The organism is Pseudoxanthomonas composti, assembly GCF_004122095.1.
GTDB lineage: Bacteria > Pseudomonadota > Gammaproteobacteria > Xanthomonadales > Xanthomonadaceae > Pseudoxanthomonas_A > Pseudoxanthomonas_A composti.
In genome coordinates this window covers 194,695-213,087 of the sequence record NZ_SAWZ01000003.1, presented here as the reverse complement: position 1 = coordinate 213,087, position 18,393 = coordinate 194,695, and the positions used below count along the sequence as shown (strand labels likewise).

16 protein-coding genes are annotated in these 18,393 nt (G+C 68.6%); 6 read left to right on the top strand and 10 right to left on the bottom strand.

Annotated elements, in window-relative coordinates; genetic code table 11:
• Positions 1-202: 202 nt before the first annotated feature.
• Both EPA99_RS07430 and EPA99_RS07425 read right to left on the bottom strand, forming a co-directional pair.
• Positions 203-2,488 carry a TonB-dependent receptor family protein gene (locus tag EPA99_RS07430; protein WP_129470577.1) on the bottom strand — a complete coding sequence of 762 codons (2,286 nt, stop codon included), beginning with the start codon at positions 2,486-2,488 and terminating at the stop codon, positions 203-205.
• 323 nt (positions 2,489-2,811) lie between these two features.
• Positions 2,812-3,042 carry a hypothetical protein gene (locus EPA99_RS07425; RefSeq protein WP_129470576.1) on the bottom strand — a complete coding sequence of 77 codons (231 nt, stop codon included), beginning with the start codon at positions 3,040-3,042 and terminating at the stop codon, positions 2,812-2,814.
• 160 nt (positions 3,043-3,202) lie between these two features.
• On the opposite strand from EPA99_RS07425, the gene EPA99_RS07420 reads away from it, so the two are divergent.
• Together EPA99_RS07420 and EPA99_RS07415 are read left to right on the top strand one after the other, a co-directional pair.
• On the top strand, positions 3,203-4,096 hold the full coding sequence (locus tag EPA99_RS07420; RefSeq protein ID WP_129470575.1) for a ketopantoate reductase family protein: 894 nt from the start codon (positions 3,203-3,205) through the stop codon (positions 4,094-4,096).
• 157 nt (positions 4,097-4,253) lie between these two features.
• On the top strand, positions 4,254-7,310 hold the full coding sequence (locus tag EPA99_RS07415) for a ligand-binding sensor domain-containing protein (protein ID WP_129470574.1): 3,057 nt from the start codon (positions 4,254-4,256) through the stop codon (positions 7,308-7,310).
• A 126-nt stretch (positions 7,311-7,436) separates the two neighbouring features.
• Here EPA99_RS07415 and EPA99_RS07410 read toward each other — a convergent pair whose 3' ends face one another.
• Together EPA99_RS07410 and EPA99_RS07405 are read right to left on the bottom strand one after the other, a co-directional pair.
• Complete coding sequence (locus EPA99_RS07410) at positions 7,437-8,366, bottom strand: universal stress protein (RefSeq protein ID WP_129470573.1); 930 nt, start codon at positions 8,364-8,366, stop codon at positions 7,437-7,439.
• A gap of 20 nt (positions 8,367-8,386) precedes the next feature.
• A complete protein-coding gene (locus EPA99_RS07405; RefSeq protein ID WP_129470572.1) occupies positions 8,387-9,295 on the bottom strand; it encodes a bestrophin family protein in 909 nt (302 codons plus the stop codon).
• A 186-nt stretch (positions 9,296-9,481) separates the two neighbouring features.
• Here EPA99_RS07405 and EPA99_RS07400 point away from each other — a divergent pair, with 186 nt between their 5' ends.
• The gene (locus EPA99_RS07400; RefSeq protein WP_129470571.1) at positions 9,482-10,921 is read left to right on the top strand and encodes an ATP-binding protein; all 1,440 of its coding nucleotides are present in this window, start codon (positions 9,482-9,484) and stop codon (positions 10,919-10,921) included.
• Positions 10,914-11,558 carry a LuxR C-terminal-related transcriptional regulator gene (locus tag EPA99_RS07395; RefSeq protein WP_129470570.1) on the top strand — a complete coding sequence of 215 codons (645 nt, stop codon included), beginning with the start codon at positions 10,914-10,916 and terminating at the stop codon, positions 11,556-11,558. Before EPA99_RS07400 ends, EPA99_RS07395 begins: the two co-directional genes overlap by 8 nt.
• On the opposite strand, the gene EPA99_RS07390 is transcribed toward EPA99_RS07395, so the two are convergent.
• The 4 genes from EPA99_RS07390 to EPA99_RS07375 form a co-directional block, all read right to left on the bottom strand.
• The gene (locus EPA99_RS07390) at positions 11,540-11,803 is read right to left on the bottom strand and encodes a hypothetical protein (protein WP_129470569.1); all 264 of its coding nucleotides are present in this window, start codon (positions 11,801-11,803) and stop codon (positions 11,540-11,542) included. The two genes, EPA99_RS07395 and EPA99_RS07390, sit on opposite strands and share 19 nt — an antisense overlap.
• Positions 11,804-12,042: 239 nt before the next feature.
• Positions 12,043-12,747: a glutathione S-transferase N-terminal domain-containing protein gene (locus EPA99_RS07385; RefSeq protein ID WP_129470568.1), complete on the bottom strand. Its 705-nt coding sequence runs from the start codon at positions 12,745-12,747 to the stop codon at positions 12,043-12,045.
• 84 nt (positions 12,748-12,831) lie between these two features.
• On the bottom strand, positions 12,832-13,290 hold the full coding sequence (locus EPA99_RS07380; RefSeq protein ID WP_129470567.1) for a cupin domain-containing protein: 459 nt from the start codon (positions 13,288-13,290) through the stop codon (positions 12,832-12,834).
• Between the two features lie 95 nt (positions 13,291-13,385).
• Entirely contained in the window at positions 13,386-14,477 is a 1,092-nt protein-coding gene (locus EPA99_RS07375; protein ID WP_129470566.1) for a DUF1615 domain-containing protein, read from the bottom strand.
• Positions 14,478-14,662: 185 nt separating this feature from the next.
• On the opposite strand from EPA99_RS07375, the gene EPA99_RS07370 reads away from it, so the two are divergent.
• Positions 14,663-15,052 (top strand): MAPEG family protein, encoded by a 390-nt coding sequence (locus EPA99_RS07370; protein WP_129470565.1) that lies wholly within the window; start codon positions 14,663-14,665, stop codon positions 15,050-15,052.
• Between the two features lie 96 nt (positions 15,053-15,148).
• Positions 15,149-15,391, top strand: coding sequence for a DUF3606 domain-containing protein (locus tag EPA99_RS07365; protein ID WP_129470564.1), 243 nt, complete (start codon positions 15,149-15,151; stop codon positions 15,389-15,391).
• Positions 15,392-15,699: 308 nt separating this feature from the next.
• Here the strand turns inward: EPA99_RS07365 and EPA99_RS07360 are convergent, their stop codons facing one another.
• Entirely contained in the window at positions 15,700-16,968 is a 1,269-nt protein-coding gene (locus EPA99_RS07360; protein WP_129470563.1) for an AGE family epimerase/isomerase, read from the bottom strand.
• Between the two features lie 76 nt (positions 16,969-17,044).
• Positions 17,045-18,352, bottom strand: coding sequence for a sugar MFS transporter (locus EPA99_RS07355; RefSeq protein ID WP_129470562.1), 1,308 nt, complete (start codon positions 18,350-18,352; stop codon positions 17,045-17,047).
• Between the last annotated feature and the right edge of the window lie 41 nt (positions 18,353-18,393).

The window sequence follows — 18,393 nt, the reverse complement described above, 5'->3', positions numbered from 1 at the left end:
GCATGCGCCCGTTCGAAGACGTGGAGATCACCACGAATGCGACGCGGTCTGAGAGGTCATTGTGGGAGCGGCTTTAGCCGCGAAGAGGCTTTCCCGGTAGCGCCTCTTCGCGGCTGATGGCCCGAGGCCACCTCGAGCCGCTCCCACAAGTGCGCATGCCTACAACACGCTGCGCCGCCGTGCGATGCAGCGTGTGGCGCCTTTAGAAGCGCGCGTCGACGCTGAAGAACACCTGGCGCGGGGCACCGGCCATCAAGGTCTGGTTGTAGCCATCCGGGTCGGAGACCACATAGCCGTTGGTGCCGGTGGTGGCGAAATAACGCTTGTCGGTGAGGTTGCTGACATTCAGCCCCAGGCTCAGGCCTTCCAGCACGCCCAGCTTGCCAAAGTCGTAGTTCACGCCGGCATTGAACAGCCAGTAGGAAGGCACCTGCGAATCGTTGAGGTAGCTCAGCTCGCGCTCGCCCACGTACTTGCCGTCCACGGTGAAGCGCCAGGGGCCGACCTGGTAGTTGGCGGTGGAGGAGAACATCCACTCCGGGATGCCCACCACGGTCTTGCCGCCGGTGGCGATCACGCTGCCACCGGAGACATAGTCGTCCTGGTAGCTGATGTCGTTGTAGGACAACGAATTGAGCCAGCGCAGGCCTTCGACCGGGCGCCAGACCACCGCCAGGTCCGCGCCCTGGCTGTGCACCGAGCCCACATTGCTGATCACCGAGGCGCAGGTCTGGATGGCGCTGCACGGGGAAATGGACAGCAGGCGGTTGTCGAAGTCGGTGCGGTAAAGGTCGAAGGACGCTTCCACGTCCTGCGCCGCCACGCGATAGCCGAACTGGTAGGTGGTGGATTCCTCAGGCTCCAGGGTGCGGCGGGTGGCATCGAAGGAGGCCTGCGACTGGCCGAAGGGCGTGTAGCCGTAGTTGGCCTGGTTCCTGGCGATGGAGCCGTAGAGCTCCTGGCCTTCGGCGAGCTTGTAGCTGGCGCCGGCCTGCGGCAGGAAGCTGTCCTCGGCCTTGATGGTGCCCTGGGCGATGCTGCGGCTGGGCACGCGCGAGGTCGCCGTGGTCTCGGTGCTCAGCGCCTTGAAGCCGACATTGACCGACAGGCGCTCATCGAGAAAGCGCATGGTGTCCTGCAGGTAGGCCATGCGCGTGCTGACTTCATAACGCTGGTTGAAGTCGGTGCGGAACGGCGTGTAGCGCGTGTAGAAGTTGAACAGGTCGGTGAAGCCATCGGCGCTGACCTGGAAGTAGTTGCGCTTCTGGCTGTTGTTGTAGTCCTCGGCCCAGCCGCCCAGCTCCAGCTGGTGCAGGCCCAGGTCGAACACCAGCGAGGCGGTCACGCCGTAGCGGTCCAGGCCGTAGTCGGTGGTGCGCATGGACAGCGGGTTGTCGCTGCTGGAGGGCGTGTAGGGCGTGATCCACTGCCCTTCGCCGCGATTGGCGTGGTAGTAGCCGCCGGCATTGAGCGTGGCCGCCTGGCCAAGCACGAAGCTGCCCGACAGCGCGGCCAGCTTGTCCGTGCGCAGGCCCGCGCCCAGGTAGTAGGACGCATCGGCCTTGCCATAGTCCTCCGGCAGCGCGGACAGGCTGTCCGGATAGGCGCCATTGCCGTTGAGCGCGTTGGCGATCTGCGTGGCGGCCTGCCAGTCGGGAATCAGGTAGTCCCAGTTCCAGCCCAGCGCGCGCTGGCTGGTCAGGGACAGGTCCATGTAGTCGTACTCGCCGCGGTGGGAGGCATCCAGGTACAGGCTGATGCGATTGCCTTCGCCCCAGGTGTACAGGCCCTTGGCGTTGACCTGCTGGTAGGCCTGGTCGCCGAAGCCCTTCCACTTGTCGGTGCTGCCATCCACACCGGCAACGTAGGCGGACAAGCCGTTGTGCTCGCCGGTGTCGGCGCGCACAAAGGTGCGGCGCGTGCGGTCCGAACCGAAGGTCTGGCTCAGGCGCACGCCCGGCGCCATCGACGGGTCGTCGGAGAAGTACTGCACCGTGCCGCCGAGGTTGTTGTTGGATGCCGTGCCCAGCGCACCGCCGCCCTGGGCCAGCTCCACGCCGGCCACGTTCTCGCTGATGATCGCGCGGGTCACGTGCAGGCCGTTGGACACGCCGTAGCCCATGTTGCCCAGCGGCATGCCGTCCAGGGTAAAGCCCAGGCGGCTCTGGTCGAAGCCGTGCAGGGTGATGGAGGTCGACCACTCATAGTTGCCCCAGGGATCGGCCGACTGGAACTGCACACCGGGCAGCGCGCCGAGCACCTTGGTCGGGCTGGTGCCGGGGGTGGAGGCCTGGATCTCCTCCATGCCGATGCGCTGCACCTGGCGGCTCTGGCCGCTGGCGATCACCGAGATCGCATCGATCTGCTTGATCTCGGCATCGGCAGCGCCCTCGGCAGCGGGCGTACCTGCCGCCAAGGCGGGGCCAGACAGGGCGGCAAGCAGGGCCAGGGCCAACGGACGAACGGACACCACGGGGCGATGCATCATCAAACGATCTCTTGGGCAAGGCGTGCCATGGGCGCGCGGGCGGCACCGGCGCGGCCCCTCCTCCGCCCGATCCGGCCAGTCTTGGAGATCGATGTGATGCGGGATTGACGTTGAGATGACGACTGTCTGACACGCCCCTCAGGCCCCCAGCGCGCCATCCGCATGCGCGTGCGTGTCCGGCAGCCTGCGAGCCTCTCCAAGCCGCCGGCACCGTGTCGGTCGAAAGGCGCCTTCCGCGCCAGCGACTCGCTCTCCCGGGTCCCCGGCCCCCGGTCCCGGGTCCCGACCTCAAGCCACCAACCGCAGCCCGCGAACGATTCCCTCTAGTCCACCGAAGCGATCTGCATCCCGTGCGGCTTCAGCATGGCATTCAGGCGCGGCAGGACGCGCGCATCGTCCGGCCCTGCGGCGTCCTCGATCACATCCACGCGCAGCATGAAGGCGTTCCAGAAGTCGCCCGGCGATGGGTGCTCGGCCACCAGCGCGGGCAGGTCTTGCTCCAGCTGGTCCAGCAAGGCGGCGAGTCGGGTTTCAGAAGCGTACTGGGAGCCCATGGGGCGTTTCCTACCTGTCGTGCCCAGTCGCGCCACGTGCACTGGCGCCGGTGCGGCGACATTGTGCACGCAGGCGCGCCGGTGTCCCAGCGGGCGGCCAGACGCTGGCCGCAGCAGGGGCGTCCCATTAAGGTGCTTGTTTGCCTTCCGGAGGCTTGGCATGAAGATCGCGGTGATGGGCGCAGGCGCCGTCGGCAGTTACTACGGCGCGATGCTGGCGCGTGCCGGCCACGCGGTCACCCTGATCGGCAGGCCTGCCCTGGTCCAGGCCGTGCGCGCGGATGGCCTGCTGCTGGAATCGGCGCACTTCACCGGACGCGTCATGCTGGAGGCCGACAGCCGCCCGGAGGCCGTGGCCGGCGCCGGGCTGGTGCTGGTCTGCGTGAAGTCCGGCGACACGGCCACGGCGGCGGCGCAGATCGCCGCGCATGTGGATCCTGCGGCGGTGGTCCTGAGCCTGCAGAACGGCGTGGACAATGCCGACACGCTGGGCCAGGTCCTCGGACGGCCGGTGGTACCGGCCGTGGTCTACGTCGCCACCGATGTGCCCACGCCCGGCCACGTGCGCCACCATGGACGCGGCGAGCTGGTGATCGGTCCGTCCGAGTCCAGCGAACGCATCGCCGCGCTGCTGCGTGAGGCCGCCATTCCCACCACGGTCTCGGCGCAGGTCCGCGATGCGCTGTGGGCCAAGCTGGTCATCAACTGCGTCTACAATGCGCTGTCGGCCATTTCCCAGTTGCCCTATGGCGAACTGGTGCGTGGCCAAGGCGTCCTGGCGGTGATGCGCGATGTGTACGGGGAGTGCATCGCGGTGGCCCGGGCCGATGGGGTGCAGTTGCCCGGGGATCTGTGGAGTGAGGTGATGGCCATTGCCGAGCACATGGCGGGTCAGCGCTCATCCACGGCCCAGGACCTGCGCCGTGGCAAACCCAGCGAAATCGACTACCTCAATGGCACCATCGTCCGTCTCGGCAGACAGGCTGGCATCGCCACGCCGGTCAACCACACCTTGCTCACACTGGTGAGGCTGCTGGAGACCTCCGCGCGCTGAAAACGTATTCAACGATCACGCGGCCCGCGCGCTGACCGCTATCAGGACGATCGGTTCAAGCGTCGCGGCCATCGGCCGATGACAATGAGGGGCTCCGCGCGCAGGCAGCTCACTACCCGCCCGACGGGTCCCCGCCATCCCTACCTCCATGCATGCCTTGAGTTCATCCCGCCTGCCGCTGCGCATGATCGCTGGCCCCTTCCGGGCCGGGCGCGTCATCGCGCGGCTGCGCGGTGGCCTGCTGGCCTTGCTGATGCTGGCCTGCCCGGCCATGGCCGGGGCGCCGGACCGCTGGGCGGCGCTGAGCGAGCCGGTGTTCCGCTCGCTGGAAACCTCCGACACCCGCACCATCGCCGGCGGCATCACCGATATCGTCCAGGACGGGCCTGGCTTCCTGTGGCTGGGCTCCAACGATGGCCTCTCGCGTTGGGACGGCTACCAGTTGCGCGTGTATCGCTACGCACCCGGGGCGCCCAACAGCCTGCCGCAGAGCGAGATCCAGGCGCTGGGCGTGGATGGCGACGGCGAACTGTGGATCGGCGCGGTGGCCGGCACCTTGGCGCGTTACGACCGCCAGCGCGACCGCTTCGTCACCTATCCGCTGGACCTGGGCGATGGCCGCCCCAGCCAGGCCTCGGTCAACCGCCTGCTCGATGATGGCGGCCACGGCCTGTGGCTGGCCACCGATGCCGGACTGGTCCACCTGGACCGCCGCACCGGGCAGGCGCGCCTGGAGCAGGCCACCCAGACCCGCGTGACCGCGCTGCTGCTGACCCGCGATGGCACCCTGTGGCTGGCCACGCGGGACCGGCTGCTGCGCCGCGCACCGGGCACACGCGCCTTCGCGGTCGTGGCGTTACCGCTGGGCCACCATCAGCGCGCGCCGGTGACCCAGCTGATGGAGGACAGCGCTGGCCGCATCTGGGTGGCGACCAACGGCTCGGGCGCCTTCGTCTCCGACCGCGACCAGCGCCGCTTCCGTGCCGTTCGCGGCCCGCGTGAGCGCGCACCGGACATGGTGTTGTCGCTGCTGGAAGTCCAGCCCGGCCGCGTCTGGCTGGGCACGGACACCGACGGCATCCTGCAGATCAGCCATACCGCCCCGCAGCTGCGCTATCTCTCGCACGACCCGCTGCTGGCGACCAGCATCGGCGAGGGCCCGGTGACCGCGATGCTGCGCGACCGCTCTGGCCAGGCCTGGGTCGGCACCGACCGCTCCCTGCGCCGGCTCGATGCCGGGCAGCGCGCGTTCCAGACCATCTTCGGCAACCGCCAGCGTCCGGAAGGCATCGGCGCGGCGGACGTCCCGGCGCTGGAGCTGGACCGCAACGGTCGCGTCTGGGCCGGCACCAGCGACGCCGGCGTGGCCATCATCGACCCGGCCACCGGGCAGATGCGCCACCTGCGTCCGGACCCGCGCCTGGGCGAGCGTGCGCTGCCGAACAAGTACGTGACCGCCTTTGCCCTGGCAGCCGATGGCGGCATGTTCATCGGCACCACCCTGGGCCTGTACCGCACCGACCCGTCCGGCACCTCGGTGCGCCGCGTGCAGGTGCCCGGCCGCCCGGACATCGCGCGGGTAAACCGGCTGCTAGTCGATGCCGAGGGCGACCTGTGGGTCGGCGGCAACGACGGCCTGCGCATGCTGCCCTCACCCGACTGCCGCGGCCCTCACCAGCAGCCGTTCAATCGCGAGCTGACCGACCAGCGCATCTCGATGCTGGCCCAGCGCGATGCCGATTCGCTATGGGTCGGCACGCTCAACGGCCTGTCCATCCTGGACATCCGCAGCGGCCACCTGCGCCAGGTCGCCGGCGAGCGCGGCAGCATGGGCATGGTGACCTCGATGCTGCAGGATGCGCAGGGCCGCCTGTGGGTCGGCTCGCTGGGCCATGGCCTGCACGTGCTGCGCCAGCAGGGCGATGAGCGCTGGGTGGCCGAGCGCGTGTTCGACACCGGCAGCGGCCTGCGCGACAGCAACGTCAACGCCATCGTGCGCGCCGACGACGGGCAACTGTGGATCAGCACCGACGATGGCCTGGCCAGCATCGATCCGCGGGACATGCGCGTGCGCAACTACGGTGCCACCGACGGGGTCCTGATCGGCACCTACTGGACGCGGGCGGTGGTCCGCCCGGAGCGCGACACGCTGCTGTTCGGCGGCCTTGGCGGCATCACCGTGGTGCATCCCTCCGAGCTGTCGCCCTGGCGCTACGTGCCGCAGGTGGTGGTCACCGAGGCGCGCATCGGCGGCAAACCGGTGTGGATCCCGCCGCAGGGCAGCACCGTGCCGTTCAAGGTGCCGGCCGATGCCAACAGCATCGCCATCAGCTTCGCCGCGCTGGACCTGTCGGCGCCGGCGCACAACCGCTACGCCTACCGGCTGCGCGGCCTGGACCAGGCGTGGACACAGGGCGATGCCGACAACCGCCAGGCCAACTACAGCAACCTGCCCCCCGGCCAGTACACCCTGGAGGTGCGCGGCAGCAACCGCACCGGCGCGTGGAGCCCGAGCCAGCTGGCGCTGGTGCTGGAGGTCGAGCCGAAGTGGTACCAAGCCCTGTGGGCGCGGGTGCTGATGACGCTGGCCACGGGCCTGGCGGTGATCGGCATCATGCAGCTGCGCACGCTGCGCCTGCGACAGCAGACCGCGCGCCTGGAGCGCCTGGTGGAGCTGCGCACCCGCGAACTGCGCGAGAGCCGCGAGCGCATGCAGCACCTGGCCTATGTCGACTCGCTGACCGGCCTGCCCAACCGCCGCGACTTCAACGAGCGCATGGCGGCCTTGACCGCACGCCTGGACGGCGAGGGCTTTGCGCTGCTGCTGATCGACCTGGACCACTTCAAGAGCATCAACGATTCGCTGGGCCACGATGCCGGCGACGCCACGCTGATCGAGACTGGCCTGCGCCTGGCGCAGGTGGTGCGCAGCGACGATGGGCTGTTCCGCCTGGGCGGCGACGAGTTCGCGCTGGTGATCACCCAGGCGCCGGACCGGGCGATGCTGGAGGCGCTGTGCGCGCGCGTGGTCAAGCGCTTCTCATCGCCCGTGCTGCACGGCCAGGATCACATCCGTGCCTCCATCAGCATCGGCATCGCCCTGTTCCCGCGCGACGGGCAGACCGCCGATGCGCTGTACAAGGCCGCCGACCGCGCCCTGTACGACGCCAAGGACGCCGGCCGCGACACCTGGGCCTGGGCACGGACGCCCTGAGCCACGGCGCGGTTCTCCCCGCCGGTCCAGACAGGCGGACGCATCGGGCGATGCTCAAGGCAGGCTCGGCCGCGCACTGCGCTGCAAGCGCCTGTCTCGCGCCGCTGGATCAGGCCCCCTGCCGGCTCAGACCTGCGTGCTGAAGGACAGGCGCTTCATGCGCTGCGGCAGGAACTTGAAGCCCGGCATGGTCTTGGGCGGCAGGTTGGCCGGCAGCGCGATGCCATCGCGACGGCGCGGCACGCACATCAGCAGGCACGGGCTCTCGGACAAGGCCGCATCGAAGGAGGTCCGGCCCAGCTTGCGGCGCAGCACCGCATCGTGCTCGACCACCAGCACGTCGGCGCGCGCACGCTTGAGCAGGCGGGCGATCTGCTTGCGCGGATCGCCGGTGCCCACGTGGATGCGGATGCGCAGGTCCTCGTCCTGCAGGCTGGCGGCGATGTCGGTGAGCCAGCGCGTGGCGGCCGGTTCGGCCAGCGGCTCATCGTTGAACAGGCTGTCCATCAGCAGGCCTTCGCTGACTTCGGGCAGCACATGCAGCAGGTGCAGGTCCGCGCCGCGACGGCGCGCCAAACCGGCGGCATCGCGCACAAGCTCCAGCCCGGATTCGCGGCTGGTGATCCAGCAGGCGACGTGGCCGCCGATGCTGCCATCGCGCGGCAGCGCGTCGGCGTAAGGCAGGGTCAGCATCGGCGTGGCCACGCGTTGCAGCACCTGGGCGCGCAGCGACACGTGCATGGGCCGCGGCAGGCCAGTGCGCTCGGACGGCGGCATGATCAGCACCGCGTCGGGATTGGCGCGGCAATAGGCGGCGATGCCGGCGACCGTCGGCCCGCCGTACAGCGCGCGCTCGCAGCCGGGGTAGTTGGAAGCCTCGGCGAAGAACGAATCCAGCGACTGCTGCGCCTGGTGGCGCTGGCCCTTGGCGTGCACGTGCAGCAGGGTCAGCTTGGCGCGCAGGCGGTCCACCAGCTGGGCCACCGTGGGGATGGCGGCATGGCAGGTTTCGGAGAAGTTGGTGGCGAACACCAGGTGCGAAGGCGAGGCATGCATGGGAAGTTCCTCTGTGGAAATCAGTAGATGAAGCCGTCGATGGCCTGCACGTTGCGCAGCGGCACGCGCTGGCCGAGCATTTCGCGCAGCGTCAGCTCGATGCCGCGCGACAGGGCGGTCATCGGGGTGTCGTTGATGGTGTTCTCGAAGGGGTCCTCGATACCGCTGGCGGCCGAGTCGATGGCGATCAAGGTGAAGCTGATCAGCACCGAGGCGATGGGCATCGCCAGGCCCATGCCGGCCACCAAGCCCAGCGGCACGATCCAGCAGTAGAAGTCCACCAGCGCGCGCGGCAGCGAGGAGAACTGGCGCGGCAGCGGGGTGTTCTTGATGCGCTCGCAGGCGCCCTGGATGTTGGCCAGCGTGGTGAGGTTGGCATCCAGCGCGGTCCAGCGCATGGAGTCGATCATCCCCAGCTCGCGTGCCTGCTGCAGCAGCGCGCCCATCCGCATCGTCAGCACGTTGGGGACGTTGGCGTAGCCGCGCAGCGCATCGGCGCGCTCGGCGCCGAGCAGTCCGGTGAGCTCGGGGAATGGGTTCTGCTTGCGCAGGTGGCAGCGCAGCGCATGCACGAAGGCCACCTGGTGGACCACGATGTCATCGCGCAGCGCCGCCTGGCGCGGGTCGGCAGCATCCACGTCAAGCGCGGTCAGCGCCTGCCGGGCGATGGCGCGCGAGGTGTTCACCAGCGAGCCCCACAGCTGGCGCGCTTCCCACCAGCGGCCGTAGGCGGCATTGGCGCGGAAGGCCAGGAAGATCGCCAGCGCCGAGCCCAGCTGCGCCAGCGGCAGGGCTTCGATGGACAACCACTCCCAACCGGCGAAGGTGTACAGGCCGGCCACCGCGCAGTCGAAGGCCAGCAACACCAGCAGGCGCTTGTAGGCGTGCGGCCAGATGCGGCGCAGCGGGAAGCGGTCGGTGAGGATCATCAGCGCATTCCGATTGGCGGTGTTTGCATTACACCCATGGCCCTGGCCGCGGTCTGCCATCCAATCGCCGCCACAAGACGCCTGTTCACCTATCTGTTGCGGCGCAACACCTATCTTTGGATAGGTGGGCGAATGCGTTCACCCGCGCCACGCTTGCCAGGCCCCCCTTCGCACCCAGATGACTCGATGGACAGGTTGAGATTGCCCTTCACCTGGCGCGGCCAGGTGGTCAAGTTGAACCGCGGCCCCACGCTGTGGATCTCCTTGGCGATGCTGGGCCTGCTGGTGTGGGCCGAGTGGTACTGGGCGTTCAACGTCTCCCTGGGCCTGCTGTACATCCTGCCGGTGGTGCTGGCCGCCACCGTGCTCAAGCGCAGCCACATCCTGGTGGCCGCCATGGCCTGCGCCGCGCTGCGCGGCCTGTTCGTGATGCATGAGACGCCGCTGGAACAGGCGCTGCGCTTCTTCATGGCCACGATCGCCTACGCCGGGTGCGGGCTGCTGGTGGCCGAGATCAGCCGCACCCGGCGGGTGATCCTGCAGCACTACGTGCAGCTGCGCACCGAGCAGCGCCTGCGTCGCCGCGCCGAACGCCAGCTGCGCCTGCTGGCCGAGAGCAGCCCGGCGGCGATCCTCACCGTGGCCGGCGATGGCCGCATCGTGGCCGGCAATCGCGCCGCCCACGAGATCCTGGAACTGCCCGAGGAAGCGCGCCTGGAGGGGTGCCAGGTGGGCCAGTTCCTGCCCGTGCTGGACGATGCCCTGCGCATGAGCGCCAGCCTGGACGGCCTGCGCACCTCCACCTCCACCTGGGGGCGCCGCGCCGATGGCAGCGCGTTCCCGGCCACGACCTGGTTTTCCGTCTACGAAGACAGCCAGGAGCGGCACCTGGCGGCGATCCTGGTGGACACCACCGAGGACATGCGCGCGCGCGAATCGGCGCACTTCGAGGACCTGCTGAAGAACAACCGCCTGCTGGCCGGCGCGGTCTCGCACGAGATCCGCAACTTGTGCTCGGCCGCCGGCGTCATCACCTCCAACCTGGCCCGGCACCCGGCCATGCGCGAGGACCCGGATCTTGCCGCGCTGCGCAACCTGGTGCGCGCGCTGATGGAGCTGGCTTCGTTCAACCTGCGCAAGCAGTCCCATCGCGATCGCGGCGAGAGCCGCCTGCAGACGCTGTGCAGCGAGCTGGAACTGATCATCGGCCCGGACTGGGACGATATCGATGGCCAGGTCTACGTGCAGATCCCGGCGGACTTCCCCGCCGTGCAGGGCGACCGCCATGCGCTGCTGCAGGTTCTGCTGAACCTGTCGCAGAACGCCCTGCGCGCGGTGCAGTCTCGGCCCGAGTCGCAACGTCAGCTGGTGCTGTCCGCGCGCATCGAGCAGGGACGCGCGGTGTTGAGCGTGCGCGACAGCGGCCCGGGCATCGCCAACCCCGAGCGGCTGTTCCAGCCTTTCAGAAGCGACAGCGATGGCGCCGGGCTGGGGCTGTATATTTCGCGCGCGCTCATGCACAACCAGGACGGGTTGCTGCGCCACGCGCCGGGCGGCCCGGGTTGCTGCTTCGAACTGCACATGCCCCTGGCGCAGGCCCACGCCGCGGAGAGAATGGATGGATGAGGCACAGCGCCCACCCGTGCGCCTGTACCTGCTGGACGACCACACGCTGTTCCGCGAGGGCCTGCTGCGGCTGCTGGATGCCGATCCGCGCTTCCAGGTGGTGGGGCAATCCGGCGCGCTGGCCGAGGCCATCGTGCAGATCGCCTCGCTGCAGCCGGACGTGGTGATCCTGGATTTCGACCTGGGCGACTACAACGCGCTGGACTACATGCGCCGCCAGGCCGAGCAGCCGCGCCGCACCGCCACCCTGGTGGTCACCGCCGGCGTGTCCGAGCGCGATGCGCTGGAACTGATCCGCCTGGGCGTCTCGGGCATCTGCCGCAAGGACGTGTCCACCGACGCGCTGATCGACAGCATCCACGCCGTGGCCATGGGCCGGGTGCTGATCGAGCAGCGCTACCTGCAGTCGCTGGTGGCCACGGGGGCGCAGCAGGACCGCGTCAGCTTCACGGAGAGAGAGCGTGACGTGCTGCGCGGCCTGCTGCGCGGTTACTCCAACAAGCAGATCGCGCGCCAGCTGGGCAGCTCGGAGAGCGCGATCAAGGCCACCTTCCAGCAGTTGTTCAACAAGCTGGACGTGCGCTCGCGCAGCCAGCTGGTGATGGTGATCCTGCAGGATTACCGCGACCTGGTCTGATACAGCACGGCCTCCTCGCGGCGGTACAGCGCCGCGTTGATGCAGGCGAACACGCTGACCGCCAGCCAGCCGAAAGGCAGCAGCGAAAGCGTGATCACCCAGGTGAAGGCGAAAGCCACGCAGGCCAGCACGAACCACAGCACCGCCGCGCCCAGCCGCCCCTGTACCAGCTGGCCCAGGCCCGGAAGAAAGAAACTGCAAATGGCGGCAATCACGTTGCCGGCCGACCCCTGTCCATCGCGCATGTGCGACTCCTGTGGTGAGTACGCGTCCATGTTCGACGGCACCTCGCTTTGGCTCTAGTGAGGGAGGTCACCGTGACCTGTGGGCTATCGCGTGTCGACTGCAGAGGCGAGGAGTGAGCGGAGAGGAGTGAGGAGTGAGTGGAAGAAGCGCAGATCGAATCGTCGCGCTAGCGCCGCTTTTACTCACTCCTCACTCCTCTTCGCTCACTCCTCGCTTCCTTGCCCACTCCTCGCACCACTCAGCCCTTGGACGGAATCTCTAGCCCACGACGCACCGCCGGCCTCGCCAGCCCGCGCTCCAGCCAGGCCGCGACCTGGGTGTAGCGGTCGAACTCCACCAGCGCGCGTGCCTCGTAGAAGGTGACCAGGTTGCGCACCCAGCCCAGCGTGGCGATATCGGCAATGGTGTAGTCGTTGCCGACGATCCAGTCCTGCCCCTGCAGCTGCGTGTCCAGCACCCCGAGCAGGCGTTTGGATTCGGCCACGTAACGCTGCAGCGGGCGCTTGTCCTCATAGTCCTTGCCGGCGAACTTGTGGAAGAACCCGAGCTGCCCGAACATCGGTCCCAGCCCGCCCATCTGGAACATCACCCATTGCACGGTGGCCCAGCGCGCCTGCGGCTCGGCCGGCAGGAAGCGGCCGGACTTTTCCGCCAGATACATCAGGATCGCGCCGGACTCGAACAGCGCCAACGCCTGTCCGTCAGGCCCCTGCGGATCGATGATGGCCGGGATCTTGCCGTTGGGATTGAGCGCCAGGAACTCCGGCGTATGGCTTTCGTTCTCGGTGATGTCCACCAGGTGCGCCTCGTAGGGCAACCCGGTTTCTTCCAGCATGATCGAGGCCTTCACCCCGTTGGGCGTGTTGAGCGAATACAGCTGGATGCGCTCGGGATGCTGCGCCGGCCAGCGCTTGCTGATCGGGAAGTCGGACAGCGTGGACATCATGGCGACCCTACGTTGGATGAGGCAGGCACGCTACGACGCAAGGCGATAACGGCATGTCAGCAGCAGGCCAGAGCGTGGTGCTCAATCCGCCGGCGTGCCCGCCGTTGCGTGGCCACGATCCGTGTAGGTCGTCTTCCACGGCCCGCTGGCGGTCCCGAAGATCAACGTATCGGACTCAGCGCCATCGAAATGCACCATGCCGGCCGGGACGACGAGGTAACTGCCCGCGGGATAGGCTTTCACCGCGACCTTGTCCATCCGTTCGCCATATCCGAGCCTCAGCTCGCCCCGCGCGACGAAGATCCTTGCCGTGGTCGAGTGCGAATGCGGGGCATCCCATGCCCCAGCTGGCACGAAGAACGCGTAGGAGAAGGCCGCACCGGGGCGTTCCCGTTCGCCTTCCAGGAGCCGGTAGCGTGTGCCGTCGGCTGAAATGTCCTGCCAGTCGACCGAATCCGGCGACCAGTCGCCAGGCGTATCCTGCGCTGCGGACACCACGGGCAGAGAGGACAGGAGCAGAAGCATCAGCGACTTGATCATGGAGCGTTCTCCGAGTGGGGGTGCCTGGATTGCAACACCCGTGGCCGTCGCAAACGTGCCGTTTCAGGACATCGCACTTCGGTGACCCAATCCCCTCATCGCTTCATGCAGCGCGACCAGCGCGCGTTGACGCGATCGGCGAACCAGGCCGTGGTCAGCTGGCGGGTGATCTTCGGGCTTTCCAGCTGGATGCCGGGCAGCACCGCGCGCGGCAGCGGCCGGCCAGCGGCCGCATCGGCCAGCGCGAACACCTGGCGATACAGCGCTGTGTCCTGGAAGTCCGCCTCGCTCCCCTGCGCCAGCGCGCGCCGGATCTGCGCCGCATCCATCGACAGCCGGTCCTGCAGCGTGCGCACCGCGCGCTCGGTGGCGCCAGGCCGGTCCAGCGCGGCGCCCGGCAGCAGCAGATCGCCGTCCAGCGCCAGCCTGGTGCCGGTGGCGCGGCTGACCGCCGCCTGGAAGGCCGCGTTGCGGCTGGCGTACCAACCGGCGTTGAAGTCGGCGAAGCGATACAGCAGCGCGTCGTACGGCGCCTGATACCCCAGCAGATGGGCGATGCCGAAGTACAACCCGCCGCGGCGCGTGAACACCTCGCGCCGGAGCGAGGTGTCCACCGGGTACGGATACCCACGCGCGTGCTCCTGGGCGAAATCGATGCTGACCTGCATCGGCCCGCCCGTCCGGACCGGGTTGAGTCCGCCGAACAGGCGACCACCCATGGGCACGATGCCGATGAATTCCTCGAACATGCCGCTCAGCTCGCCCTCGGTGCGCACCGCTTGCAGGCGCTGGGCGTAGCTGCGGCCATCGGGTGAATCCAGCGCCAGGGCGGCATCGACCAGGAAGCCGGGCACATGCAGCCGCGCGGCGCGCCGGTCGATCTCCCCGCGCGCGATCCCTGGCAGCCCGGCCACGGGCGGGTCGGCCTGGAAGGTCGATTCCTGCTCGGTCACCGCCAGCACCGCGCACAGGTTGGCCGGGGACGCCTCGATGTCCTGCGCCTCCAGTGCGCGCTGGATATCCCGCGCCCAGCCGGCTTTATCGCCGACGCCGGCCGGCATGCGTCGCGCGATCTCGGCCTGGATCTGCGCCGGTGTGCGCTGCGGGGCGGTGGGCACGGTGCTGCAGGCGGCCAGCAGCAGCGACAGCAAGGGCAGCAGCAGGCGCAGATGCGGCGATCGAACCATGCGACAGCTCCGTTCCGGGAGCCTGCACCGTAGCAGGCATCACGTCGTGTCCGTCTCGAAGCCCTCACCCGCCCGAATCTTCATCGCTACGATTGACCTGGGCGCAGCCTATGATTCTTGTGGGCGAACACATGCGGCGCACGCATCGCGGCGCAGGATGGCCGCTCCCGATCAGGAGCGATGACATGCCGATGGAATTGAAGATGCTGGGCTGGTCCATCCTCTTGGGTGTGGCCCATCTCCTGCTGGCGGCCGCGCTGTCCACCGCGCAACGCGGCCTGGCCTGGAACGCCAGCAACCGCGACGGCGACACGCCGCCGCTGACCGGGGCGGCGGCACGCGCCGAGCGCGCATTCCGCAACTTCCTCGAGACGTTCCCTTTCTTTGCCGCGGCCGCGTTGGCGGTGGTGGCGCTGGGCCTGGGCGATGCCCGCACCGCGCTGGCCGCGCAGGCGTATTTCTGGGCGCGGGTGGCCTACCTGCCGGTCTATCTGATCGGCGTGCCCTACCTGCGTTCGGCGATCTGGGTGGTCTCCCTGTGGGGCCTGCTGCGGCTGGCATGGACTTTGGTCTGACGACCGCGCCGAATCACGCGTGCTTTACATATCGCTGTGACAGAGTGCGCCCCGGGGAGCACGGACGCTGCAACATCATCCGATTCGTCCTTGCCTATGACCACCGATCCGCAGACCGCGTCCGGCGACACCATCGAACTGCACAAGGCTTACGTGTTCCGCCACTGGATCCGACAGTTCGACGTCAGCGCCCAGGAGCTGAATGCGGCGGTCCAGGCGGTCGGGCCTTACGAGGACAAGCTGCGCGATTACTTCGGCCGGCAAGGTGCGCAACTGGCCGTGTCGAACCTGCCCGCAGCGCAAGACGAAGCGACGTTCCCACGCGCCTTGCAGGCGTGATCTCGCCTCGATAGACGCTTCTCGCCCCGGCCCACAGCGGGGCTCGCTGGCAATGATGGCCGGCGCTGCCGACGCGAGAGGCCGGCACCGGCGGTGGCTGACGTGGAGCATGCGAAGCGCACATGCCGGCGCCTGCTTGCTTTGCCAACGCTAGCGGCGAAGAGCTCTCGCGAGCAAACGAGGGTGGCGCTCACCACCCCCGTTTCAGGTCACAACTCCCACAGCCCCACCCTGCTGCCTCGGCTTGGGCGAGGCCATGCCGCGCAGCGGCGATGGCCTGGGCCATGCGTGGCGCGGCCCGGGTGGACTCAGGCGAAGGCCTGGCTCTCGCGCATCACCAGCAGCACGTCGTGGCAGGCGCCCATGGTGTGGTAGTCGGTCTTGCCGGCCGGGCTCTTCTCGTCGCTGTAGCTGCGGTTGTCCTGGGTCAGGATGCGGAACCAGGCGCCATGGCGGTGATCGACGAAGTGTTCCCAGGAATAGGCCCACAGCTTGTCGTACCACTGGCGGTAGACCGCATCGCCGGTGGCTTCCAGCAGGCGCGCCGCCGCGGCGATCGCCTCGGCCTGCACCCAGAAGTACTTGTCGCCATCGCAGAAGTGCGCGGCGGGGTCGGCATCGGCACCTGCCTCCAGGGCCGATGGGGCGAAGCCGTAGACGATGCCGCCGTGGGTGTCGTCCCAACCGTGGCGCAGGGCGCTGTCGAACAGGTGGCGCGCGGTCGGCACCAGCCAGTCCGGGGCGTTGCCGCTGGGCTGCAGGTGGATGCGCAGCAGCATCAGCAGCTTGGCCCACTCGACCTGGTGGCCCGGCTGGTAGCCCCAGGGGCGGAACAGGTTCTTCGGGTCGTCCTTGTTGTACTCCCAGTCCACCTGCCAGGCCGTGTCGTAGTGCTCCCACACCAGGCCACCGCCCAGCGCGGCCTGGCGGCGGGTGATGTGGTCGGCCAGGGTCAGCGCGCGCTGCAGGTAGCGCTGATCGCCGCTGGCCTCGTACGCGGCGATCAGTGCCTCGCACAGGTGCATGTTGGCGTTCTGGCCGCGGTAGCTGGAGAACTGCCAGTCCTGCGAGGCCTCATCGCGGTACAGGCCGGCCTCGGCGTCCCAGAAGCGGCGCTCCAGCAGCTCCCAGGTCTCGTCCATCCACGCCGCCGTGTCCAGCCCGGCCTTGCGCGCGGTGGCATAGGCCAGCATCACGAAGCCCACGCCATAGGCGTGATGCATGCGGTCCTCGGGCTGGCCATCGCGCAGGGTCCACACGTAGCCGCCGCTGGCCGGGTCGAAATGCGCCTTGCGCAGGTAGTCCAGGCCATGCTGGGCGGCCTTGCGGTACTCATCCACCAGCGGCGAGTCGGCGAACTCGCGCGTGGCCATGGCGTAATTGAAGACGAAACGCGTGCTGCTCACCAGGTGACGGTGCGAGGCGTCGTAGACGCTGCCGTCGTCGCGGAAGTAATGGAAGAAGCCGCCTGCCGGATCGATGGCGCCGGGATGGTAGAAGGCCATCGTGTCGGCGATATGCGCCCGCAGGGTGGAGGCGTTGGAGAAATCGGGCGGGGGATTGGCAGGCAGGTTCATCATCACTCCGTGGGGCGGCGCCGCATGTGCATCACGCGGCGCCGGAAGGCGCGCACCATGCGCGCCCGGTGAGGTTTCAATGCATCGGTCGTGCGGCGGCCGGCGTGGCCGAAGCGGCCACCGGCAGGTTGCCCTCCAGGCGCGCGCCGTTGAGGCCGTACCAGAGGATGTAGGCGTAGCAGACCAGCGACACCACGAAGGCGTGCTGGATGCCGACCACGTCGGCCAGCGCGCCCTGGATCAGCGGCACGATGGCGCCACCGACGATGCCCATGATCAGCAGGCTGGAGGCCTTGCTGGTCAGCGGGCCCAGGCGCTCGATGGCCACGGTGAAGATGGTCGGGAACATGATCGAGTTGAACAGGCCGATGGCGATCACGCTCCACATGGCGACATGGCCGGTGGTGGTCATGGTCACCACCAGCAGCACGCCGACCATGGTGGCGAAGAAGGCCAGCAGCTTGCGCGCGGCGATTTTCTGCAGCAGCACCGCGCCGACGAAACGGCCGATCATCGCACCGCCCCAGTAGAAGCCCAGGTAGCGGCTGGCGGTCGCCTCGCTCAGGCCGCCGATCTGCGGCAGCGAGATGTAGTTGACCAGGAAGCTGCCGATGGCCACTTCCGCACCCACGTACATGAAGATGCCCAGCACGCCCCAGCGCAGGTGGCGGAAGCGCAGCACCTCGCCGAAGGTGTGGTGCTTCTCATCGCCCGCATCGGTGGCCTCGCGCAGCGAGGGGATGCGCATGATCAGCACGAACACCGCCAGCGCCAGCAGGCCGCCGGCGACCATCAGGTACGGCATCTGCACCGACTGCGCCTGTTCGATGCGGTAGCTGGTGAGCTGCTCGGCCGACAGCGCGGCGATCTGGTCGGCGGTGAGCAAGGCGCCCCCGGCCAGGATCAGCGGCCCGATCACGGTAGGGAACAAGGTGGTGCCCAGCGAGTTCAGGGCCTGGGCGAAGTTCAGGCGACTGGGCGCCTTCTCCGGCGCGCCGAGCAGGGCGATGTAGGGGTTTGCCGAGACCTGCAGCAGGGTGATGCCGCTGGCCAGCACGAACAGCGCGCCCAGGAACAAGGGATAGGAGGGCAAACGCGCGGCCGGATAGAACATCACTGCGCCGATCGCCGCCACCACCAGCCCGATCACAATGCTGGCCTTGTAGCCCACGCGCGCCACCACCGCACCGGCCGGCATGGCCATCAGGAAGTACGCGCCGAAGAAGCAGGACTGGATCAGCATCGACTGCGCGAAGTTCATCGAGAACACGGCTTTCAGATGCGGAATGAGCACGTCGTTGAGACTGGTCAGGCCGCCCCAGGTGAAGAAGATCAGGCTGACCACGCCGATGACGGCGGTGTTGGACATGGGGCGGCGACTCATTCGACGGCTCCGGCGTTGCAGGTAGGGATAAGTGAAACCGC